This is a genomic window from Bacillus taeanensis (genome assembly GCF_003318295.1).
Classification (GTDB): Bacteria; Bacillota; Bacilli; order Bacillales; family UBA6769; genus Maribacillus; species Maribacillus taeanensis.
In genome coordinates, this window is the sequence record NZ_QOCW01000023.1 from 56,572 (window position 1) to 78,110 (window position 21,539).

Genomic DNA, 21,539 nt, shown 5'->3' on the forward strand with positions numbered 1-21,539 from the left:
TGTACATGGTATAATTTAAACACAAATGTATATATTAATAGTGAATAAGAATTCTCTGTTCTATCCTTGGGGAGTTTTATTTGGTATCCGTCGCCAAACTTTTACCAAATAAAACTGTGTGGGTAACAGGGAATTTTTTCATTTTTTTAGAATTATATTTGCAATTCAAAGCAGTTACATGCTATCTTTTACATATAAATTAATCCAATTCCATTTTTCTTTAATTTAAATTATAGCAAAATTTTCAATTAAAGAAAATAGGTAATTTAGTTAGATAAGGGGGACATGTCTTGAAATTAAATATCCTCATAAATAAAGAAATTAATCATCTTATACAAATATCAGCGAAAAAGATGGGTACTAGTAAAAGAAATATTATCTCGATTGCCTTATCTGATATTTTAAGTCGTGCTTATACTTTAGATGAAATTGAACAATTAAAAGTATCAATTCAGTTAAATTATGCAACCACCATAACAATCAATGATGCGTTTAATGATAAAATTAATCAAATAAATAGGTATGGACTTTCAAAAAGGGTGTTCTTGGGTTATTTGATTTGTGATTACTTTTATACTCACTACAATCATTTTATAACAAACAATGACATAAACGAAGATAAAGAATTTAACATAGAAAAAGATTACATTCAAATTAAGCTAGATAAAGAAATTAAAAGTAAGATTTCTACATATTGCGATGAAAATGCTATCTCTATAAATAGTCTGTTTGCTCACTATATTTTAAATAAAGAATTGACAGTTAAATCTTTTGAGATTGAAGAGAAAGAACTTCTATATTTAACCTTCGGCAAGGATCTAAAAAATATTATCAAAAAAAAATCTAGTGAAATGAATATATCATACCGTTTTTATTTAAATCTTATAGCTTCTCAGATTTGCCAGGATCTAAATTGATAAAAAAAGTAAAATTCAAATTGATTTATTAAATGTACTTGGTAAAAATGCTTATTTTATCTTGTTTTCGTGTTTTTCTATTGGAGTTGGAAATGGTTACCTGTAATGTAGTTTTTAAAAATTGAGTAGTTGAGTGAGAAGGTAAAAAAGTTTGATTACACAAAATGAAAAATTGACCACCTTTAATTTGAAAATGAATAAAAAATGCTTATCTAAATCTTACAAGTCTCGCCAATTTTAAGGGAGGGTTAAAAAGATACCCCTCCCCAAATTAAAGATTTTATGATAAAATTTTTAATTTCCATTATTATGAACTCGTTTTACTAAGTTTTTGTTACCATACAGAAGAAAAAAGGAAAAATAAAACGAATAAACTATAAAAACACAAAATAGTCAAAGATGCTTATAATCTAATATTTATCTTTTAAGCAGTTGGGGGGTACATGAATTTGATCTTTTCAAGGATTATAGATCGTTATGCCCTAAATAGTTTACATAAGACTCGCAGCAAAGAGTTTCAATATTCCTCTCTTCCTACCTCGATACCTAGAATGACAGATCGGGAAACTTTTTACAAAGTGCAGCCTACCGATGTTTCTTTCAAAATGCACTGTTTGGAAAAGGACTATAATGTTGGAACATTCGAATTCCAAAGTTTGATTTCATCTGGTAACCCCTCTAATGATCACGTATCAGGAGAGGTATTTTTAAATAAAAATGAAGATGCGCCTAATGTCATCTTTGTACATGGTTGGCGAATGGAAACTTTTGATCGTATTGAGAAAATGTTTCACAATCGGATTATGAATGCTTTGGGATGGAATATGTATTATTTTCCTCTTCCTTACCATTTTCAAAGGAAACCAGAGAAGTCACTGTATAGTGGAGAGTATATGATAAGCGCTAATATCCATCGGACGATTCAATCAACTAGACAAGCCGTTGTGGATTTACGAACGTTGATCCAGTGGATTAAGAACAACAAAAACGGACCCGTATTCATAATAGGTGTTAGCTTAGGTGGGTTTATTACGAATTTAACAGCTACCCTTGAACCTCAAATTGATGCATTAGTTAGCATATTTTACTCCAACCGACTTTCTTATTCGATATGGAATACTGAACCTGGAAAATTTATTAAAGAAGATTTAGAACATCATGGTGTAAGCTACAATGATTTAGTGAAATATTGGAAGATTACAGAGCCCAGCCAGACGATTCCAAAAATGAAAAAGGACAATATTCTACTAATCTCTGCAGAATATGATCAATATGTGGACATTGAAGATGCTGATTACTTATGGGAGTCTTGGGGAAGACCGAAAAGGTATGTTTATAAATGTGGACATGCTGGTATTGTCCTTCAGCGTAGGAAGATTGCAACAGACACCCTTTTATTTCTCCAAAATAAGATAAAGGGGTAAGTGCTATGATTGTAATGGTGACGTTACTTTGGTTGTGGAGCTCCATTCTGTTTTTTAGGAATCCTAAAAGCGAAAAAATTAGATGGGCAAGTTGTATAGGATTTTTCGGAGGATTCGGTGGAATAGGAGTTTTACTTGGTAAGGGTTTAAATCGTCCTGAATGGATTTTATTTCTAGATGGTTTTTTTTCATCTGTAGGGCATTATTTTACGCCATATGGAATGTTGATTTTTGGTTTAGTCTATTCAGATTTTATTAAAATAAATAAGACGAAAAAAATATACAAACTTTTGCTTCTTGTTCCCATCATTATAATGTACTCTCTTTTTCAGGTATATCCAGAATTCAAAGTAAATTATGTTATTTTATCGATATGGGTTGTACCATACGTTGTCATAGCAAATATCTTATTAATTTATTCCGCATGGCGAGAAACTAGACCGGCTATCAAAAAAAGGAAAGTATTAACTTGTTTACTTGTAGTACCAATGTTTTCTTTTGCCTTGGTTACAAACATTATTTTAGAAGCATTTGGCATTAAAGAAGTTTGGAAGTACAACCCTTGGATGATTAGTGTGCAATTTCTAGTATTTATGTATTTCGCTATTAAGTATGGAATTCTTGGTGTGCAAATTAGAGTTGAGAAAGAAAGACGTGATTCTACAATGAAAGCTGTAAGCTCTGGAACAGGGCTATTGAATCACACGATAAAAAATGAAATAGCTAAAATTGATTTATTAGTTAATCAATTAAAAGAAAATATTCCCCCAGACAAAGATTCTTCTGAAAAACTTGATTTAGTGTTAAATTCAACCAATCATGTTTTAGAACTTTCAACACGTATTCAGAGCAAGTTAGACATTATAAATCTTAAAGAATCTGAATTTTCGCTCATCAAAAGCGTAGATTCAGCAATTAGCTTACTCAAACCTTTTTTAAATTTACATTCAGACATTAACATTATTAGACAGTATGAGATTGATGCCACAATATTCGGAGATGCTGCACAGATACAAGAAACCTTTATCAACATAATTAAAAATGCGATTGAAGCAATGGATGGGCATGGCGTAATTTTGATTAAAACCTATAAAGCCCGTAGAAAAGTTTACATAGATTTTACAGACACCGGAAAAGGTATCGAAAAAGATAAACTTTCTCTTGTGTTAGACCCTTTTTATTCAACAAAAAAACAGCAAGTAAATTACGGTCTAGGCTTAACTTATTGTTATAATGTCTTCCAAAAACATGGTGGTGATATCTCGATAAAAAGTCGAGTAAACCAAGGTACAACATTTACATTGTCACTTCCGACCAAGAGAATTATTGATATTAAAATAAACCAACAATCTAATTCTAAATCGATAGGAGAAAAGAGCTTATGGACAAAATTAGATTGATGATCGTGGAAGATGATCCTGTTTGGATGCAATTGCTATCCGAATACATTGGGAAAGAAGTGGATATTACTGTTGTTTACCAAGCATACACAAAAGAAAAAGCATTAGAAGTATCGCATTCGGATATTGACGTCGTCTTGCTAGATTTAACTCTCTCTGAAGATCAAAACGACTTAAGTGGGATTGATGTTGCCAGTCAATTATATGATAAAGGGTTAATGAAAATTATCATGTTAACGTCCTGGGATGAAGAAGAAATCATTCTAGAATCCTTTGACAAAGGGGCTATGAATTACGTTACTAAAACATCTTATAAGGATATTCCAATGACTGTTAGAGAAGCATATGAAGGGAAAGTTAGTCTTCATTCTGATGTTTCTTCAACTGTACTTAATAATCTTAGAAAAGAAAGAAAAGCAAAAGTGTTAACACCTGCAGAACGTGAAGTTTATGACCTCAAAGAGAAGGGATTAAACAAAAGGCAGATAGCTGAGAAGTTATTTAAGTCGGTGGAAACAATAAAAAAGCATTTAAAAATGATAAAAGGCAAAATAAATTGAAGGGGCAATTCTAAGCTAACTCTTCAATTTATTTTGCTTTTTTTTTTCCGCATGGTAACAAAAATTTAATAAAACGAGTTCATAATAATAGAAATTAAAAATTTTATCATAAAATCTTTAATTTGGGGAGGGGTATCTTTTTAACCCTCCCTTAAAATTGTCGAGAATTGTAAGATGTAGATAAATATTTATTATTCATTTTCGAATTAAAGGTGGTCACTACACAAGATGATTTCCAGTTTGTTAGTTATTCATTAACGAATAAAGGAGGGATTTAAGAGCTTCCCGATCTTGACTAGACAATTTATTGATTTTCGAAAGTATGCTTATAAGCAAACGAATTTCTTCTGATGTTAAAGAACGAACCAAACTCATAAGTTGGCTAATTTCAGGATCATCGGCAACTTCTAGTTGGTTTTTAAAAGCATCTGGGGGTAGAAGGTCCTTAATCGTGATCCCAAGCGCATTGCAAATTTTTATGAGTGTTTCAATATTTGTTGTTGAATAACCATTTTCAATTTTGCTAATTGTACTTTGTGAGGTCCCTGAAAGTTCAGACAGTACAGTTGTTGACATATTTATTGCTTTGCGATATTTATGAATTTTTTCTCCAAGTTCCTTGTTAAACTTATTCATATTTTTCACTCACCAAACGCTAATTATTTTTATTTAAATCATATCAGAAAAAAGTAGTGATGGTTCTTTATTATCATTTTTATTCGTTTTCGAATAAAAACATTGAATTATTATTACTAAATGAATAAAATGGAAATAAGGAGGTGTACATTATCAACATAATCAGGAAAAAGAGATTGGAGAAAGGATGGACTCAATTTGAGCTTGCGGAAAAATCAGGAGTGCCGCAGCCGACCATTTCTCAAATTGAAAGTGGGAGTCGAAGATATCCTACTCATCAAACGATTATGAAAATCGCTAAAGCATTGGAGATCACAGTAGAAGGGGTTATTGAGGATGAGGACAGTTTAGAAGATTTAAAACCATAAGAGGAGATGGAAGTCATTTGATTCTTTACACATTCTTAATTTTTTTAAAAACGAGGAGTGAAGCAAATGAAAAACTATTTACTGGACTCTTTATCGCCAAATAACTTAGTTCTTGGTGCAGGGCTTTTTGATTCGTTGCAGCAATTAATCAATGCTATTTTCAGCAACATATTTAATCTAGGGGCTACAATCTTTGGTATTGGTATCTTATTTTGTGCTTTAATGGCTGCATTTGGTGGAGAAGAAGGAAAACAGAAGTTCCAGAAAGGACTTGTCGTTAGTATCATGGCTTTCACGAGTTTCCTTCTTGCAAAAGCGATCATTGCATTCGTTCAAACAAACACATAAGGTCTGGTGTTTTATGGGAATGGAGATGACAAACAATAGTGTACTTAATAAGTTTAAAAAATTTTAGTAGAAACCTCTTAAAAAGAAAGGTGGAGAATAGTCTATCTTTCTTTTTAAAATGTTTTTAGAAAGAAGTTGATGATATTTATGCAAGAATACTCTGCTGAAATGGCTCGTGAAGAAATGAAAAAAAAGGGGAAAGTCTTATTAAACCTACATTTTGATACCAGCCGATACATTATCGGCAACATTCGTTTTATAGATGTTCTGTATTCGGCCCCCTTTCTTCTTTTGACGATTTTGACTCTGATTATTTTGCATAAAACACATCTCCTAAACACCGTTACACTAGTTATTGCTTTTATTCCATTTTTATTCTCTATTGCGTTATTAAGCATGAAAGATACGGATCGTAGAAACGTCAATCAATGGAACAAAATTTTAAATAAAATCAACTTCATAAAACGTGAGAAGACCTTTCATTTTACGAAAGAGGTGAATATTCATTTGAGCCAAGATATTCGTGCAAAACTAGGAATTTTTAACATCACAAACGGGTGTTATGAAACGTTAGATAACCGTCTTGTGAAAGTTCTTAAGGTATCAACTGTTAATGTATCTTTGATGTCACCATCGGATAGAGGAAGAGTATTCGAGTCTTATCAAACGTTTTTAAATGATATTCCACGTGAGTTTTTTGATATTCAGATCAATCAGATTGTTCAACCTGTCGATTTGAAAAACTACTTAATTGATATTGAACAAGCAATGAACAAGGAACGTGATGTAAACAAACGACTTCTTAGTCAAAGCTATAAAAATAAAATTCAGCAAATTCAAAAATCGAAAAATATGGTTAGTCGAGAGCGATATGTCATCTTGTCGGCTAAAAACAATAGTAAAGGCTTAAATACAATTGATCGGAATGCAGAAACTTTAAAAGCACAAATTGAAAATATGCTGTATGGACGTTATCGGCTGGAAACAACGATTCTTGATAATGCTGCTTTAGAAGATTTGCTGTATATGGCGATTGATTATGAAAGTGCACAAACAAATAAAGAAATGTCTTCGCCTTTCAATAGTTTTTTAACAGTAAGCGACAAAGAATATACAGAGATGAGTGAAAGCTGGAAGGAAAAAGAAAAGTACACAATCTATTAAGGGAGACTTCATATAAACGCCTTAAAGGCTCTCCTGTTGCCTTTAAGGCAACAAAAAGTAGTAAGAAGGAATATGGAGCCTTGTGTATCTATCAAACGACTAGTGAAAACATTAAGGTGGTGTGAGCTTTGAAATTTCCTAAATGGTTAGATTTTTCAAATAAAAAAGATCAAACGAATGATGAGCTTCTAGAAAAATCAATGATGAATGCCAATCTCCCATTGCTTAATAAATTGTCGCCGGACTCTCTTTATGAAGATGAAAATTATGTACGATCAGGTGGGAATTACACACGAACCTATTGTGCAGTTGAATTTGAAACTGTCATATCACAAGATCATATACAGCATCTAAACGAAATATCAGAAAATGTTAGTGTGACGCAATATCTTAAAGAATATGATCGTGAAATGGCTCTCAAGCAGATTTCATTAAGTAATAAACAGAATCGAAATAAAGTGACTTCCCGATTTGTCACAGATGATATAAAAGAACGTGCTAAAGCCGAAATCAAAGACAATGAAATGTTGCTTAGAAACCTTTCAATAAAGAACGAAAGAATGTTTTATTTTCAATTATTAATTCACATTGTAGCAAGCAGCAAAGAAGAACTCGATTCACTGTCTCAATTAGTACGATCAAAGGCAGGATCTATTTGTAAATTGGTTTATCCACGATTAAGAGGAAAAGAAGCATTTGACAGTTTTCTTCCCTTTGTAAACAACAAAGTCTATGATCTGACTTATCGACCGATGACCAGTGAAGCTGTTTCTTATTTTTTTCCTTTTCATGAAAATGAAATTTATCATGAAAACGGTCTAATCTACGGTACAAACATATCCACTGGCAATATTGTAAAAGTTGAAGATCGTTTTTTAGTTAATAAACACATGTTTATTCTAGGGATTAGTGGATCGGGGAAATCAACATTTACAATCACTTATATGCTAAGAAAATATATGAAAAATGAAAGAATTATTGCAATTGATCCTAAGGGGGAATATGGTCAACTTTTTGAGAAACTTGGTGGCGAATGGATCAAATTTAAACTAGATGGCGATACGATTATTAATCCTTTTGATATTCCGGTTGTTTCTGCCCAGGCAGATGACGAAGGGAATACGGTAGAAACAAATGCACTTTATGATAAGATCTCTACTCTTATCATTATGTTCAAATTAATGTATCGAAACATGACAGATCTAAAGGAAGATGTTTTGTCAGAAATTTTATTGGATTTGTATGCTTCACCTGATTTCGGGCCTGTTTCTATCACGCCAAAAACAGACATCAAGAAGCTCAAACCAACGGATATGCCAACTATGCTGGATTTATACAATTTTCTTTCAGATTTAAAAAATAAAGACCGAAAACGATATGATATTTTGGAAGAATTTCATCAAACTTTATCAGCATATGCAAAAGGAATCTACCAAAACATTTTTAACGGTCATACAAACGTTGATACAAAGAGTAATTTAGTTGTTTACGATATAAAACCAATAGCAAAAATTGAAAAGGTAAAAAGGGTCGCTTACTTCAATATTTTAGCCAGTCAACGCTATGAAATCATTAACGGGGATGGAAAAGACACGAATTTAGTAGTAGATGAATCCCATAACTTAGCCGACCCAAATGTCGTAGTTGCCATGGAATATCTATTTGAAATGATGAAAGTATTACGTGGATTTAATTGTGCAATTGTTTGCGCGACACAGTCACTTGCTGATTTTTTATCTGCCAAAACCCAGCACAGAAACTATGGCGAAGCCGTCATATTACAATCCGTTCAGCAGTTATACCTAAGAATGAAATCCCAAGAGGTAAAAATGGTAAACGAACATATGAATCTAAATTTAAGTGAAGACGAAATGAGTTTTTTAACGGTTAAAGAAGGGCTCAAGGAATCTGATTCAGGTAAAGGCTTTTTCTATGTCGGATCGAGTAAGGTCAAAATGGAGGTGTTTCTAACGGATATCGAAGAAGAACTTTGGTTTAAGAAAAACTATAAAGTGTTAGAGCAATAGAGATTGTTAAGGGGGGAGAAGCTTGGCTGAAAGTAATGCCGCATTAAAAGAGGTTGGAAAGATGGCCGGAGGGAAAGCTTTGACCTCTGTGGGTACTCTTCCCGTCGGACTCGTGGTACTATTCATTGCCTTTCTTGTGTTCATTGTCCTTTTCGTCATGTCAATCTTTCAAGACGATGAAATCGTGAATACCCCTCAGTACAATGTAAAGGGTATTTCAGCACAAGTGATGCAATTTAAAAGCGCTATAGAAACAGAATTGGTGAATCAAGGGCTTGATACATCTATGGCTAATGTTCTTCTTGCCATCTTGCAACAAGAAAGTGGTGGCAACATTGCAAGAACAAACGGAGATATTTTTCAGTCCTCAGAATCGATGAGTGGGGGCAAGATGGGAGTCATTACTGATCCTAACGTCTCGATAAAATATGGTGTGAAGCACTTTAAGAATGTCTTAACAACATCAAATAACAACCTGGATGTGGCAATTCAGTCGTATAACTATGGAATTGGCTTTGCAACTTGGATTCAAGGGAAAGAGCCTACTTTGGAAAAACGATTCGAGTTTTCTGCAGAGATGAAACAAAAACCTCAATATGCCTCAAGTGTTTATACGGGGGTTTGTCGATATGATGCTGAAGCTCAAGCATGGAACGCTTGCTACGGGGATCCATATTATTTAGATAAAGTCAAAAATTATTTAGTGATCTTAGAAAGCGATGGGGACTTTATGGGTTTTGCTGGGGATGGGAACTTTGCCATGCCAATCGCAGGAACGATGACAATGACAAGTGATTATGGCCTGCGAATAGACCCGATTACAGGTGAAGGAAGTATGCATAAAGGAATTGATTTTGGCTGCGTTAATTATGTAACGGCTATTCGATCAATTGCTGCCGGACGAATCGTGTTCTCAGGGGTACAGAATGGATATGGAAATATCGTCATTGTGCAGCATGAACAAAGTCTATTTTCAGCGTATGCTCATTTATCGAGTTTAAGCGTCAATGTCGGGGATTCAGTGACATTGGGACAACAAATCGGTGTTTGTGGTTCAACAGGTAGGAGTACGGGACCACATTTGCATCTCGAAGTACGGAGGGAGAAATTTGGAGGTTTTCAAGATCCTAAGTCAATTCTCGGATTATAAACAAAATACGAGGGGGCTTTAGATGAAATTTAAAAAAGTTCATGTGCTATTTATTACCGTATCAGTTATCTTATTAGCTTCAATTATCGTTTTATGGATTTTTCCTGATTCAAAGGATGATGTTGATGAACAGCCTTTAAGCAATGATACAACAAAACAGGAATCTAGTAGCACAAGTAAGACCGTTACAGTTCCCAACAAATCAGAATTGGGCGAAATGGAAAATGCGATTAAGAGGTTTTTAACCGTTTGGTACACAGAAAAAGATCGTCATGTCATTGAAGATCAAGTGAAGAAGAATATGACAGATGAATTAAGTGAACAGTTTTTCGGTACAGAACAGCCTGTTGAATCTGGGGGAGATGAACACGATTTAGTTGAATTTGAAAAGAGTTTACGTTCTTTAGATATTTATGTGAAAGAAGTAGACGGAAATTATGCTGCGATGTATGAAGCGAATACAAGCTTTAGAATCGGTGAAAATACAACGGATCAAAAAGTTTTAGGCAAAGTAAGAGTATCAAATGAAGATGACCTTTGGTTAATATCTGAATTTACTGAACTTGATGTTCTAGTGGAGTAGGACAAAGGAGTTGATACCATGAAAAATCAAGCAAACCGTTTTGGTGAAATAGAAGTTTCAAAGAATAATATTGTGTACTCAATGCCCGTCAATCGTTTTAAAACAGAAGATCGAGAAGCATTAGAACAGTTGTATAAACAAAATCTTGAAGAATTAAATTATAGTGAATATTTTGCTTTTGCTAACTCGATTAGTGAATTGCGAGCACATTTTCTTTTTTCTTATGAACTAAGAGATTGTGTGAACTTTATGAGTATACGAAAATTAAAGTTCGAAGAGGTTATTCCTTTATTAAAAACACTTGTTCAAATTGCAAAAATTTCAGAAGAAAAGCAGATTAAAATTCTATGGCATGCAAGTAATTTCTTCATCAATATGGGAGAAAGAAAGATCCAAGCTCTTCTTTTTGAATTTGACGGTATGGAAATCTTTTCACATAAAACGGCACTGGATGGGTTGAAAGAGCTAATTATTTTATCCCTTACAACGCTCAATAATGTCATTGTCAAAAAACCATCTAAAGTTGATTTCATTGAAAAGAAACAAGAAACTTATCAGTTCATTGAAGATATTCTTCAAGCAAGAAGTGTAGATGAAACCGAGATTGTGATTGACAAAGCTTTAGTTCTTATTGAAATTGCAGCAGAAAAAGAATATGAGGAAAATCAATCAAAAAAACAACGATCATTATTGAATAAATGGGGGTTAAAGAAAAGTGTAAACAAACCCGAAAATTTATCCTTATCGGATAAGTTGAAAAGGGAACTGTTGGAGGAATCCCAAAAAGCAAACGCTAAAAAGTTTAAAGAAAAGAAAACTTTATTAGATAAATTAACATCCCCTACTGGGATAGCTGTCTTGGTTCCATTGGTAGTTGTGTTATTGACTACTTACTTTTTAACAGACGGTTTTACAAATTTTGAAGGAAACGATCAAACAGCATTAGCAAAAGAAAACGAAGCTCAGATAAAAAAAATCTACATCAACTATATCAATGGAGAGAAAGAAACAGCATATGCACAACTAGATAGCATCGGTTATAAGAATTTATCTAAGGAAGATCAAAAAATGTTAACGAAGTGGTATATTGAACAACGAAAATATATTAAGGCGATCTCAACAGATAAAAATAGCGCTTATACGATTGGAGATTCGCTCGTTAAAGATGACAACAAAATCGATCTAGAACAACTGGTAAACCAGGTAGAATCTAAAGTACTTACATTCGATTTAGCTGACTTAAACGATGACTATAAAGTGTTGATTGCCAACAAAGATTTAAGCAGATTTAATGAAAGAAGGGCTTATGCAATTGCCAAAGCTTTTTATCTAACAAACAATGATGACGATCTTGAAAAATTTATAACTGATTTTGAAAAAAAATCAGATGGCAGCGAGGAATACCAAAAACAGGTTGGAATATTGCAAGAAGCACAATCAATTGTTTCTTCCTATTATGAAACCTTAGAAAATTTCGATAAGCAAATCGAGGAAAAGAAAAAAGAAGTTCAGATTCAAGAAACTAAATTAGAAGACAAAAAAAACAAGGAGCCAAATAAAGAAGAAATGTTAAAAAGTAAACAAGAAGAACTGGAAAATTTAGAACAGCAACGCCATGACATCATCAAACTGATTGAAGAATTATAAAAAGTATGGAGGTGATCTTATAATTTCACATACTGAATTAAAATGATTTTAAAAGGGATAGTTAATTCTAAATAACGAATATATTTTTAAATATAGTATGGTAAATGAAATTTTTAAATTAAGATACACCATTCAAAGTTAATTTTACTGGTATGACACTTTTGCACCGTACATTTTTTATCAGTAATCAAAGTTGCTAACAAAAAAAGTCTTCAACATCAATGTTTTTCCCGATTTTCCCCAAACCCTTATTTAACTTATGGATTGTAGCAAGCTTAGGTCTATATTGTTTATCATTACAAAGTTTAGAAACCGTTCCACTACTTAACTTCGAAGCACGCTCAAGTTCTATTTGATTAATTTCATTCTTATCTAACCATTTTCCAAATCGTGACCTTGGCTTACCACCCCAAAGCATAGACTGATTCCTCCTTTTAAGAAATAGTCTGTCCAACATCTCATTTTTTTAATCAAGGGAAAAAAAATGAGATATTGGACAAACAGTCATACATACCTTGTATTAAGACGTCAAACAAGACGTCATAAAGCAAAGGAGGGAGCATCATGACAAAAGAATTAGCATTACTACTGATTCAGAGGAAGGACGTCTACCTAACAAAAGAGGGAAAACAACGATTATCTGCCATTTTAAATAAAGAATTAAATATGGAGAGACGATAAACATGGTCTATCGTCCAACTGTTCGATATCATGAAAACTTTAAACAGTATGTAGATTCATTGTTTCATGCAACAGAACTTGATCGTAGTCAGATCATTCGATGCGCTTTATTTACTGCTGCACATTCCAAAGAATTTCAAGAAGTTTTACACGCGTATAAAAAGAGAGACGTCTCTCTCCCTTCACCTAAATGGCTGCTGAATGAATGGGATTATTGGCTTCATAAGAGTGGTTTGGAAAAAGAGAAGAGGGGGGACGTCTATGCTGACAATAGACGAAAAGCAGCTGGTAAAGATGTTAGCCAAACTATTGAAAGAAGAACAAGATCAGAATCAGATGAAAGAAAAAATGGAGTTTCAGGAAAGATTGCGAGACGAGATGGGGAGGTTTTTACCAGTCAACGAATTATTGGAAAGCCAGGAGGAATCCGAATACGAATCGGATGAAAGAAGGATTAAGCTGGTTAAAGTCAAAGGAAGTTACAATTCCTATGTAGTGAAGGAATGCCTATTTACTCTTAAAGAAAAAATGATCATGTTCACCATTGCTGCAGGTGTTCTATATGCAGTATTTTCATAGAAAAAAAGAAAAAACAGCGTGAAAAACGCTGCAAAAGTCCTAGAATGATAGTTGCAAACAAAAGCAGCTAAGCTGATGGATATAGCTTTTGTTTATTATATGTATTCCATATTCCTCACATTTTTCCATAAAATTTTTTATTTCATGATGTGATCTTGTGAAAATAACTCTGCAGTGAAAGAGAATAACACAAGAAAGCAAGAGATCACTGCATCAGAAAGCATTTCTCAAACACTATTCAAAACAAAAAAGGCAAATAAAATTCTTTTATTTGCCTTTTTCTTCTTCTGTTTTTTTCTTTTTGCTGTCAACCTCTTCAATATAAGGGCGCACAAATTCAATGTGATGTTTGTACACCAGATGTTCGTATCCTTTCACTTTCATACAAAGCGTAAACTGATCATACTCAATCAATTTTCCAGCTATGGATCGTCCACTATTAAGATAAACCTTAACCGATTGATTTAAAAACTTCGCGTATAACCTTTTTTGTGTCGCATGAGCTTCTTTTTTTACTTGGGTCGTCATGATATGCCCACTCCTTTAACTGCTATTTTTAATAACCATCGGTTTTTGTGCTGATTGTTCCATTCTCTCAGCTAAGTTTTGAAGATAGGAATCCGTTAATTTTTGAGGATAATAGCCAAGGCGTCCCCTGATCAAATTTTCTAATACAAAACATTTACGAGTATAATACTCATATTCTTGATACATTTGCTGTTCTCCTTGCTGGAAGTGTGGATCTTCTGTCAGTTTACGAGCTTGGATAAATGTATATCGATTTCCGTATACAGTGGCTCTCTCTTTTCTTGCTAGTTTAAGCATATATAACAGTTCAATTGTTGAATAAGTCATCAATTCAGGCGTTGATTTTTTTACGTCTTCAAGATCGGGAAGGTGATTAGGCATTAAATTTTTCCTTTTTCCTTCCTCTTGGACGTCTTTACAGTACACCACCATTGTACAAAAATCACAATAGTAATTTCCTTTGTAGGACTGAACTTCTTTCCCGCAATAAGGGCACGTTTTCATGTTTCGATTCCTCCATTTTTTATTCGATTGCTGGGGAATCAGCAACCGAATCGTTTTTCAAGAAAAATCAGTTCATTTTGCCCATCCTTAAGCACGTAAACCTGTCAATCTGATAACCATAAAACGTTTTCGCTATTCGTGTTATAATGAAATGAAGTAGAAGGGAAGGGACAATTCCCTTCTACTCTATGCTTTATTAGGGAAGCCATTCGTTATTTTCGAATGGCTTTTTACTTTTCAAAGGTAACACCTAAAATATAATCGGCTGCATGCTGTGCTTTTGCAGCTGCCTGCACGACAAGACGAGAATCTTCTTTTAACTTTCGCAGCCAGCTGTTAATGTAAGAAGCGCTGTTATCAATCGTACTGTTATCAATGCCGGACACACCGCAGAGCATTGCGGCGCCCATTTCTGCAATCAACTCTTCACGGGAATACGTTTCACTTCCAAACCCTGCAGGTTCAATAATACCTTGGCGATGCAGTCGCCTCTCATGCCCTGTTGAATGCACAATTTCATGAAACATCGTGCTGTAATACTCATTTACATTGGGAAAGTCTTTCATCGGCGGTACATTAATAATATCGCGTGATGGCAGGTAATACGCTTCCCCAGACATAAATGTATATCTTGGTGCATCCTGATAACCTTTGATGATCTTTTCAGCTTCCTCCACGGGGTTATGCTGGAAGGTTTCCGTTTTTCGTTTGCTTTTTAATCCTTCAACCTGGGTTTGAATATTAAAAACTTTGAAATACCGAAGCATTGGAATTTTTTCTATTTTTCCTGTTTCCTCATCTTCTTTTTCTAACCACTTCCAAAACACTACAATATGAGCTTTCTCTCCCTTTTTCACCTTGCCGCCGGCCTCTTGAATTTGTTTAAAGCTTGCATACTCTCCAGACTCTAACAACATCACGTTAATCCCTCGATACGGCTTCTGCGTTTTCCAGTTGACAGCTCCAGCATTCGTCCACGGCCTGCGCCACGGAATCATACCTTCTTCAAGCTTCTCAATGATCTTGTTTGTAACGATTTCATAAACAGATGCCATTTTGCTCGTCCTCCTTTGTTTTTTAAAAGCTTTGGAGTCCTTTCGGATTCCGTCAGGAGTTCCGAAAGGGAAGCTTTTTTGTCCTTTCGACATGGAGGACAGAACAGGAAGGATAGATGGTTTGACAAGGGCCTGTCGCTTCAGCGAAAATCATATTTTTTACGCCGTTTGCAAAAAATGTGATTTCCCTTGTCAAAGCGTCTCGCCGACTTAGCGAAAACGTGTAGGGCATACGGGACCCGGCACGCTTTGAGCTTAGCTCGGCTCCTGAGTGTTATCGTACGGAAGGCGAAAGGGCGGAAAAGCCCATAATAAAAAGCAGACATAGTCTGCTCTCCAATCTTCTCTGATACGACTTTCAATCTTCTCCGATATAGCTTTCAAACTATTTTCCGTCATCGTTCACCCGTTAAGAAATTCACAGGAACCTACGGCATGTAGGCGCAGCCGTACAGTCCGTGGTTATCGGGAATTTTAGGGGGAAGCGAGATGCCATAGGATGTGAGGCAGCGTTTTTTGCTGCTTTATCAGCCTATGAGCAGACCCTTGTGGTGACCCCAACGAAAGCTTTTGAAATTCTTATCCTTTCATCTTTTTAAAAGAATTTTAAAGGATTTAAAAATAAATAAAATAAAGCGAGGAGAAAGCCTCGCTTGTTAGTTAGAATAAAATGATGATCCCTTCACTTCATGATCTAATAAGCTGCTTTATTAGCTCTTTCAAATGGAAACTTCCTTACATTAGAATAATCTTTCTTTTTCTTGTTCACAAAAACGTTCAACAGTAGACTTTGACCAATACCCCTGTCCCGAAAGTTTAATATCGGGTTTTGGAATCTTTCCTCTCTTCATATAAACATTCAGCTTCACTCGATCATACTTCAATCTATTCTCAACTAAATAACCGGCAAACTGAGTCTGATTCAAGTAGTCATCTCCTTCTCGAATCAGAGAAAAAGACGGATTCTTAATTAAATACGTATCTTCCCTAAAGTAAAAAGCAATCAGCTCTAATGCAAACTCCAACCAATCATCATCAAGATCGCGATAAAGCCACCCTAAATGAAAACTTTCATCTTCAGGATTTTCAAAAAACCAGACCAATTTTAAAAAGGTTTCTTCCACATCATTCAAAGGCTCCATCACATCTTTGATCGAATCCCTATTTTGATAAGCTTCTAATTTACCCTCCAGCATAGGAAACTTATCAAGTATATGTTTCGTTGCCTTTTTCATATTAACCACTCCACTGTTAACAATGTTAACTAAATTGCATCATAAAAACTTTACATTATTAACATTTTTTCCAGAAATAACCCTTACCAACACATTCCGACAGCATTTTACAAAACAGATCATGTACAATAAACGTCATGTGCGTAAATAAGTATAGTGAGGGATATAGGTGGAACTAATCAAATCAATTGAAGAAGTACGTTCTAAAATGATCGAAAAAGCCCTAGAAAAAGGGGATTTTACAAATAAAGAAGTCGTACAGCTTAGTCAAGAACTAGATTCCCTCATATTAGAAGCACAAAAAGAACAATCTTCCAAATAAAAGGAATATATGTGAAGAAATCTATTTTCCAACACGTCAATGCGTATCACAAGCGTTTAAAGCAGTTTATGGAGCGTTTTCAAGGCGTGACTACCAAAATATTTTGATAACTATTTATATTGGTTTAAATACCTTGAACAAAGCAAAAAAAGTTGCTCACAAATTGAACGTGTGAGACAACTTTTATTTGATGCTTGTCAAAAATCAAATTATACAACAATTGAGTTGTTGCGTAGTGTTTCGTATGAGGTTTTATTGGTTTTTAGCAATTTTAAAAATCTGGAATACACTCCCCATACCGATAATTATACCTAATATTATATACATTGTTGCTCTTTCCATTTCTTCGTATCCTAAGACTGAAGATATAATAATCCCCATTGCAAATAAAGTTATAAAAATATGATAGCCAAGTTTTAATTTTTTAGCCGTTTGTTCACTCAAGAATATCTACCCTCCAAATCATTAACTCTATTTAATTTTAGCATAAAATACCATATCCTTTAAAAGAAGTTTCAAAAACAACAAAGTTTATGAAAACAGCTTAACATTAACATTGTAAAAAACATTTCCTCTAACTGCTTACCTTTCCAAAATACATCATTTTCATAATCCTTCTACAAATTCATCATCGTCTTCACACCATATAAGAACATACGTACTAAAACACTGTTAAGCGAACGTATTTTCGTATAAACTATTAGTAAACGCTAATGAAGGAGGTTAACAGCCATGATACATGACCGAGGGGCAAAAAAGTGGAAAATGGCGATGATGCTGCCTGAACACAAGACAATGCTGAGTCAGCTGTATAAAGATCAGGATAAAGTAGAAAAACCAGAACTCGATCAGCAACAGTTAGAAGAAATAGAACAAACCATTTGCGAGGCAATGACATTTAACCAGGAGCTAACATCTACCTATTATAAGAATGGGAAATTTGAATTACTTGTAGGAAAGGTCCATTTCCTAGACGAAATGAACAAAACATTACATATCCAAGACCATTTTGGTGATTTCTACAGATTAAAATTTCATGATATCATCAACGTTCAATTTAACTGAAACAGGCGAAACTTCTTGCAATAGATATTCGTAGAATAATAAACTGTATTAATATTACATACTATCATTTTTCTTTATAAGTAGGAGGATTTAAAATGGAATTTTTCATATTAGCTGTTGGAATTGCTGCGGCAGGATATTTTATCGGAGAAGGTTTAAAAAATTTTAACAACCCAAGTGCAAAAAATGTATTTGACCGTTTAGATGAAGATGATGAACAGAAACTGATTAAAGAAAGTGAAGTACACCATTATATTGGCGTATCAAAAGAGGATGCAAAACGATTAATACAGGAGCATTCGGACATTCCTCATCTCTCTCTAAATGGAAAAACCTATTTTCCAAAGTCTAAATTACGCGAATGGTTATTAAAAATAGGGGATTAAATTCAATTCCCTATTCAACCACTCCAATATTGCAATAAGATTGAATTTATTTCGACGCCCCTTCTTCCTGTTAACTATTTAGCAGCAGGTTAATCATAGATTGTAAGGTGAAAAAGTGAGAACAATTGTAGACTTTCTATTTGGATTATTTATAGGTATGAGCCCAGATGAAATACAATTCAAGCGCAACGTGAAAAAGCTCAAAAATGAAAATTGGTTTAAAGAAAAATATGATGACGCTCTTTACTATGAACGAATTTTTCAAGATGCTGATATAAGAAACTACTTAACTCAAAAAGGCATTGTTAAAAAACTTCGAAATGATAAGAAAGAAAAAGAACATTTTCTATCTATCATTAAATAACTTTGGAGAGGTTTATAACAAATGTTTAAAGTAACACCTAGGTGTGCTAAGTGTGCTAAAGAAATAAAAGGTAATGAAGAGGTATATGTAAAGATGCGTTATCCTGAAAGAAGAAAGCTAAAAGTGGCCCACTGCATCACAGCAATCGCTGTGATGCAGTCAGTCTGCAAGGGCTCGATGCGCTGCGGACTGAAGAGGTTTTGTTTGTTAAAAGGAATTCGATGTTCCTTTTAACAAAAGCATCGATAAAAAAGAAAAACTGGGAAGGAGAATCATCTCCTTCCCTGAAACTTATAAGTATCCTTCTTCTTTCAAACTTGTATACTCGGCGTTTGCATTTACGATGATGTGATCGAGCACGTTAATCCCGATGATCTCACCGGCCTCATGCAGCCGTTTCGTAATCTCAACATCGGCGCTAGAGGGTAACGTGATCTGGGAAGGATGTTGATGGGAACAAATGATCGAGGCACTGTTGTTTAATATCGCAGACTTAAACACTTCTCTCGCATGCACAATACTTGCATCCAACGAACCAACATGACAGCGATGAACAGCGACAACGCGATTTTTCATATTCAGACACATGACGAAAAAAACTTCCCTGTCGTCCTCCCCAATAAACTGAGAGGCAATGTTCGCTGCGTCCTGCGGCGTGCGGATCACATGCTCCTCTCCTCCATCAAACTCCTGAATCACCTGTTTAATTCGCTGAATTTCATAAATTTTTTCCATTTCCATAGTGGAAACATCTCCTTTCATTGTTTGACAAGAAAGGAATTTTCAGCGAAAACGAAGGGGAAGGGTGCGCTCACGAAGAAGCGCACTCGCAAGCGGCGAGTAGGCAAAGCGCCGGCTTTTTGCGCTTTGCCGTTAGAAATGGAGGGAAGCCCAATGACTTAGTCAGCGTTAGCTTGCGTTATTGGCAAGGTTACGCTGGCTTAGCCGACTTGGCTTTCCCCATTTCTTTCGATCCGCGCACGCCCTTCCCGAGTGATAAGCTGAAAATTAAAATAAGGAGAACAAAGGAAGGAAATACCCTGGCTGGAGCACCCATCAAGCGAATTTAATCAGCCTGCAGTACTTCCATGAAACCACCTCGGGCTGAAAAAGAGCGTACTGCATCCTAAGCGCAAGCTTTGATGCAGTCGGATTGCAGGGGATTCGATGTCCCCTGCAGTCCGACTAGAAACTGCAATCCTTTGGAGCCGAGCAATGCAGGCGACACGCTTTCCGACAACAGGAGGAAAGTACCTATTGCTTTCAGTTGCTTTCCGTTCTTTTACACTTTTCGGCTCATTCGATACAGACTTTAAGTAAGCAGCACAGGAAGCTTCGGAATGTAGGCGCCGTACCCTTAACAATATAATCATAAAGGCGTAAAAAACTGTTTAAATGGGCCTAAAGCCAAAAAAACACATGCTTAAGCATACCTTCGGTCATTAATCACACTCTATTACTGGATGATTCACCAGATTATTGGACCGAACTCATTTCTCACTCTCTCCTGCTCTGTAGATACGCAAGAATAGCCACAACCAACATCCCGACCTGAACAATCAAATTCGCAGCCTCGAAGAACAATCATCCATCCTTCCATGTATTGAAATAGAGATCCTATTCTAGCGCCTCCTTCATACCTTGTCAACTTCCCTTAAATAGCTATGAAAACTGTGAACAAGCGATAAAATTCTGTACAATGAATACGGACTCAAAACAAAAAAACACCACGCTATCAGCGCGGCATCCATGTTATTTAAAAAGGGGGACGAAAAGAGAGGGACTACCTATGTCCATCTTTAGAATAGCAAAATGTAGAAGACTTCATTTAGAATATGGAATAGTTTTGACATTCTGTTATAAGTTTGAAATTTACTCTTCTCCTTCAAAAAAACTTCCATTCAAATCGATCTCTACTAAACTCAACTGTAAAAAAGATGGTAAAAAACGTGACAGCATCAGCATTTGTCGAATTAAAGCATGCTACAATCAAAATAATCCACGAAAAGTTTTCCTTTCATCATTAAATTTCTTTACTCCTTGTTTAGAGCCTACCAAAAAAGGGAGGCTTCTTTTTAGTGAAAAAATTGGATAAATCCAGCTGTTCAAGCCAATCCGTTTTGCAATTGTAAAGAAGGTTAAGATTTTGTTTATTTTTGGTAAATAACCTATGCAATCTCTTTATTATATTTTATGATTAAATGGTCACTAAATAGTCAAAGTTATTTCTTATGACGCAAGTTTAGCTACACCAATAAGAGTATGCAAAAGGGGATCTTTGCGAGGTTCTCTTTTTGTTTTGCACATAAAAAAACAGGGCTTTGATTACACAATAAATGGTAAAATGGCAGCGATTAATCTTTCCACATCGTACCATATTTGAGTATTATGTCACACTCAGTTAATGAAGGATTTGCCTCGAATACTATAGCGTAACTCCCTTCACAGAACCTGAAGACTAATTGGAGATCCATCAAACAATTTTAAAATTCTCCTTTTATCGGACAAACAGCCTCCATGTAAAGTGGAGGCTGTTTGTTATTCATCATTCAATATGTCAAACTAAACAAAACAATCAGGTTCAAAATGTTAAATT

General features: G+C 34.8%; 25 protein-coding genes and 1 pseudogene. 18 read left to right on the forward strand and 8 right to left on the reverse strand.

Annotated elements, in window-relative coordinates:
- Positions 1 to 290 precede the first annotated feature (290 nt).
- The 4 genes from DS031_RS17860 (at position 291) to DS031_RS17875 (ending at position 4,301) form a co-directional block, all read left to right on the forward strand.
- Complete coding sequence (locus tag DS031_RS17860) at positions 291 to 917, forward strand: hypothetical protein (RefSeq protein WP_113807420.1); 627 nt, start codon at positions 291 to 293, stop codon at positions 915 to 917.
- A 449-nt stretch (positions 918 to 1,366) separates the two neighbouring features.
- Positions 1,367 to 2,341, forward strand: coding sequence for an alpha/beta hydrolase (locus tag DS031_RS17865; RefSeq protein WP_113807421.1), 975 nt, complete (start codon positions 1,367 to 1,369; stop codon positions 2,339 to 2,341).
- 5 nt (positions 2,342 to 2,346) lie between these two features.
- On the forward strand, positions 2,347 to 3,741 hold the full coding sequence (locus DS031_RS17870) for a sensor histidine kinase (protein WP_113807422.1): 1,395 nt from the start codon (positions 2,347 to 2,349) through the stop codon (positions 3,739 to 3,741).
- Entirely contained in the window at positions 3,723 to 4,301 is a 579-nt protein-coding gene (locus DS031_RS17875) for a response regulator (RefSeq protein WP_113807423.1), read from the forward strand. Before DS031_RS17870 ends, DS031_RS17875 begins: the two co-directional genes overlap by 19 nt.
- A 243-nt stretch (positions 4,302 to 4,544) precedes the next feature.
- On the opposite strand, the gene DS031_RS17880 is transcribed toward DS031_RS17875, so the two are convergent.
- Complete coding sequence (locus DS031_RS17880; RefSeq protein ID WP_113807424.1) at positions 4,545 to 4,937, reverse strand: helix-turn-helix domain-containing protein; 393 nt, start codon at positions 4,935 to 4,937, stop codon at positions 4,545 to 4,547.
- 143 nt (positions 4,938 to 5,080) lie between these two features.
- Between DS031_RS17880 and DS031_RS17885 the strand changes: the two genes are divergently transcribed.
- From DS031_RS17885 to DS031_RS17915, 7 genes are all read left to right on the forward strand, one after another.
- Positions 5,081 to 5,305 (forward strand): helix-turn-helix domain-containing protein, encoded by a 225-nt coding sequence (locus DS031_RS17885; protein ID WP_342767263.1) that lies wholly within the window; start codon positions 5,081 to 5,083, stop codon positions 5,303 to 5,305.
- Between the two features lie 66 nt (positions 5,306 to 5,371).
- Complete coding sequence (locus DS031_RS17890; RefSeq protein ID WP_113807425.1) at positions 5,372 to 5,653, forward strand: hypothetical protein; 282 nt, start codon at positions 5,372 to 5,374, stop codon at positions 5,651 to 5,653.
- A 507-nt stretch (positions 5,654 to 6,160) separates the two neighbouring features.
- Positions 6,161 to 6,817 (forward strand): hypothetical protein, encoded by a 657-nt coding sequence (locus DS031_RS23815; RefSeq protein ID WP_181833222.1) that lies wholly within the window; start codon positions 6,161 to 6,163, stop codon positions 6,815 to 6,817.
- A gap of 128 nt (positions 6,818 to 6,945) precedes the next feature.
- Positions 6,946 to 8,844 (forward strand): VirB4 family type IV secretion system protein, encoded by a 1,899-nt coding sequence (locus DS031_RS17900; RefSeq protein ID WP_245947527.1) that lies wholly within the window; start codon positions 6,946 to 6,948, stop codon positions 8,842 to 8,844.
- A 22-nt stretch (positions 8,845 to 8,866) separates the two neighbouring features.
- Positions 8,867 to 9,994: a lysozyme family protein gene (locus DS031_RS17905; RefSeq protein ID WP_113807427.1), complete on the forward strand. Its 1,128-nt coding sequence runs from the start codon at positions 8,867 to 8,869 to the stop codon at positions 9,992 to 9,994.
- Positions 9,995 to 10,016: 22 nt separating this feature from the next.
- Positions 10,017 to 10,577 carry a hypothetical protein gene (locus DS031_RS17910; RefSeq protein ID WP_113807428.1) on the forward strand — a complete coding sequence of 187 codons (561 nt, stop codon included), beginning with the start codon at positions 10,017 to 10,019 and terminating at the stop codon, positions 10,575 to 10,577.
- An 18-nt stretch (positions 10,578 to 10,595) separates the two neighbouring features.
- Positions 10,596 to 12,224, forward strand: a complete 1,629-nt coding sequence (locus tag DS031_RS17915) for a hypothetical protein (RefSeq protein WP_113807429.1) — start codon at positions 10,596 to 10,598, stop codon at positions 12,222 to 12,224.
- A 196-nt stretch (positions 12,225 to 12,420) separates the two neighbouring features.
- Here the strand turns inward: DS031_RS17915 and DS031_RS17920 are convergent, their stop codons facing one another.
- Positions 12,421 to 12,642: a helix-turn-helix domain-containing protein gene (locus DS031_RS17920; protein ID WP_113807430.1), complete on the reverse strand. Its 222-nt coding sequence runs from the start codon at positions 12,640 to 12,642 to the stop codon at positions 12,421 to 12,423.
- 265 nt (positions 12,643 to 12,907) lie between these two features.
- On the opposite strand from DS031_RS17920, the gene DS031_RS17925 reads away from it, so the two are divergent.
- Positions 12,908 to 13,351 (forward strand): hypothetical protein, encoded by a 444-nt coding sequence (locus DS031_RS17925; RefSeq protein ID WP_113807431.1) that lies wholly within the window; start codon positions 12,908 to 12,910, stop codon positions 13,349 to 13,351.
- 400 nt (positions 13,352 to 13,751) lie between these two features.
- Here the strand turns inward: DS031_RS17925 and DS031_RS17930 are convergent, their stop codons facing one another.
- From DS031_RS17930 to DS031_RS17945, 4 genes are all read right to left on the reverse strand, one after another.
- The gene (locus DS031_RS17930) at positions 13,752 to 14,012 is read right to left on the reverse strand and encodes an RNA chaperone Hfq (protein ID WP_113807432.1); all 261 of its coding nucleotides are present in this window, start codon (positions 14,010 to 14,012) and stop codon (positions 13,752 to 13,754) included.
- Between the two features lie 15 nt (positions 14,013 to 14,027).
- Positions 14,028 to 14,516 (reverse strand): hypothetical protein, encoded by a 489-nt coding sequence (locus DS031_RS17935; RefSeq protein ID WP_113807433.1) that lies wholly within the window; start codon positions 14,514 to 14,516, stop codon positions 14,028 to 14,030.
- A gap of 230 nt (positions 14,517 to 14,746) precedes the next feature.
- Positions 14,747 to 15,571, reverse strand: coding sequence for an ArdC family protein (locus tag DS031_RS17940; protein WP_113807434.1), 825 nt, complete (start codon positions 15,569 to 15,571; stop codon positions 14,747 to 14,749).
- A 740-nt stretch (positions 15,572 to 16,311) separates the two neighbouring features.
- A complete protein-coding gene (locus tag DS031_RS17945; RefSeq protein WP_113807435.1) occupies positions 16,312 to 16,806 on the reverse strand; it encodes a hypothetical protein in 495 nt (164 codons plus the stop codon).
- A gap of 169 nt (positions 16,807 to 16,975) precedes the next feature.
- Between DS031_RS17945 and DS031_RS17950 the strand changes: the two genes are divergently transcribed.
- On the forward strand, positions 16,976 to 17,128 hold the full coding sequence (locus DS031_RS17950) for an aspartyl-phosphate phosphatase Spo0E family protein (protein ID WP_113807436.1): 153 nt from the start codon (positions 16,976 to 16,978) through the stop codon (positions 17,126 to 17,128).
- Positions 17,128 to 17,371 (forward strand): annotated as a pseudogene (locus DS031_RS17955) (IS1595 family transposase); the annotation flags it as partial. The gene DS031_RS17950 and the pseudogene DS031_RS17955, both read left to right, overlap by 1 nt.
- A gap of 9 nt (positions 17,372 to 17,380) precedes the next feature.
- On the opposite strand, the gene DS031_RS23380 reads toward DS031_RS17955, so the two are convergent.
- Positions 17,381 to 17,572 carry a hypothetical protein gene (locus tag DS031_RS23380; RefSeq protein ID WP_142675796.1) on the reverse strand — a complete coding sequence of 64 codons (192 nt, stop codon included), beginning with the start codon at positions 17,570 to 17,572 and terminating at the stop codon, positions 17,381 to 17,383.
- 288 nt (positions 17,573 to 17,860) lie between these two features.
- Here DS031_RS23380 and DS031_RS17960 point away from each other — a divergent pair, with 288 nt between their 5' ends.
- The 3 genes from DS031_RS17960 to DS031_RS17970 all read left to right on the forward strand — a co-directional run bounded on the left by DS031_RS17960 (position 17,861) and on the right by DS031_RS17970 (position 18,943).
- Entirely contained in the window at positions 17,861 to 18,193 is a 333-nt protein-coding gene (locus DS031_RS17960; RefSeq protein WP_113807437.1) for a YolD-like family protein, read from the forward strand.
- 95 nt (positions 18,194 to 18,288) lie between these two features.
- Complete coding sequence (locus DS031_RS17965) at positions 18,289 to 18,579, forward strand: helix-turn-helix domain-containing protein (RefSeq protein ID WP_113807438.1); 291 nt, start codon at positions 18,289 to 18,291, stop codon at positions 18,577 to 18,579.
- 115 nt (positions 18,580 to 18,694) lie between these two features.
- Positions 18,695 to 18,943 (forward strand): hypothetical protein, encoded by a 249-nt coding sequence (locus DS031_RS17970; protein ID WP_113807439.1) that lies wholly within the window; start codon positions 18,695 to 18,697, stop codon positions 18,941 to 18,943.
- 291 nt (positions 18,944 to 19,234) lie between these two features.
- Here DS031_RS17970 and DS031_RS17980 read toward each other — a convergent pair whose 3' ends face one another.
- Positions 19,235 to 19,678 carry a JAB domain-containing protein gene (locus DS031_RS17980; RefSeq protein ID WP_113807447.1) on the reverse strand — a complete coding sequence of 148 codons (444 nt, stop codon included), beginning with the start codon at positions 19,676 to 19,678 and terminating at the stop codon, positions 19,235 to 19,237.
- A 432-nt stretch (positions 19,679 to 20,110) separates the two neighbouring features.
- On the opposite strand from DS031_RS17980, the gene DS031_RS23820 reads away from it, so the two are divergent.
- The gene (locus tag DS031_RS23820; RefSeq protein WP_181833223.1) at positions 20,111 to 20,263 is read left to right on the forward strand and encodes a hypothetical protein; all 153 of its coding nucleotides are present in this window, start codon (positions 20,111 to 20,113) and stop codon (positions 20,261 to 20,263) included.
- The last annotated feature ends 1,276 nt before the right edge of the window (positions 20,264 to 21,539 follow it).

What these genes read in the sequence shown, in the direction of transcription:
- DS031_RS17870 (WP_113807422.1), top strand. Translation starts at nt 2,347, where the DNA reads ATGATTGTAATGGTGACGTTACTTTGGTTGTGGAGCTCCATTCTGTTT.
- DS031_RS17875 (WP_113807423.1), top strand. Translation starts at nt 3,723, where the DNA reads ATGGACAAAATTAGATTGATGATCGTGGAAGATGATCCTGTTTGGATG.
- DS031_RS17880 (WP_113807424.1), bottom strand. Translation starts at nt 4,937, where the DNA reads ATGAATAAGTTTAACAAGGAACTTGGAGAAAAAATTCATAAATATCGC.
- DS031_RS17890 (WP_113807425.1), top strand. Translation starts at nt 5,372, where the DNA reads ATGAAAAACTATTTACTGGACTCTTTATCGCCAAATAACTTAGTTCTT.
- DS031_RS17910 (WP_113807428.1), top strand. Translation starts at nt 10,017, where the DNA reads ATGAAATTTAAAAAAGTTCATGTGCTATTTATTACCGTATCAGTTATC.
- DS031_RS17915 (WP_113807429.1), top strand. Translation starts at nt 10,596, where the DNA reads ATGAAAAATCAAGCAAACCGTTTTGGTGAAATAGAAGTTTCAAAGAAT.
- DS031_RS17920 (WP_113807430.1), bottom strand. Translation starts at nt 12,642, where the DNA reads ATGCTTTGGGGTGGTAAGCCAAGGTCACGATTTGGAAAATGGTTAGAT.
- DS031_RS17925 (WP_113807431.1), top strand. Translation starts at nt 12,908, where the DNA reads ATGGTCTATCGTCCAACTGTTCGATATCATGAAAACTTTAAACAGTAT.
- DS031_RS17930 (WP_113807432.1), bottom strand. Translation starts at nt 14,012, where the DNA reads ATGACGACCCAAGTAAAAAAAGAAGCTCATGCGACACAAAAAAGGTTA.
- DS031_RS17935 (WP_113807433.1), bottom strand. Translation starts at nt 14,516, where the DNA reads ATGAAAACGTGCCCTTATTGCGGGAAAGAAGTTCAGTCCTACAAAGGA.
- DS031_RS17940 (WP_113807434.1), bottom strand. Translation starts at nt 15,571, where the DNA reads ATGGCATCTGTTTATGAAATCGTTACAAACAAGATCATTGAGAAGCTT.
- DS031_RS17945 (WP_113807435.1), bottom strand. Translation starts at nt 16,806, where the DNA reads ATGAAAAAGGCAACGAAACATATACTTGATAAGTTTCCTATGCTGGAG.
- DS031_RS17960 (WP_113807437.1), top strand. Translation starts at nt 17,861, where the DNA reads ATGATACATGACCGAGGGGCAAAAAAGTGGAAAATGGCGATGATGCTG.
- DS031_RS17965 (WP_113807438.1), top strand. Translation starts at nt 18,289, where the DNA reads ATGGAATTTTTCATATTAGCTGTTGGAATTGCTGCGGCAGGATATTTT.
- DS031_RS17980 (WP_113807447.1), bottom strand. Translation starts at nt 19,678, where the DNA reads ATGGAAAAAATTTATGAAATTCAGCGAATTAAACAGGTGATTCAGGAG.
- DS031_RS23820 (WP_181833223.1), top strand. Translation starts at nt 20,111, where the DNA reads ATGTCCCCTGCAGTCCGACTAGAAACTGCAATCCTTTGGAGCCGAGCA.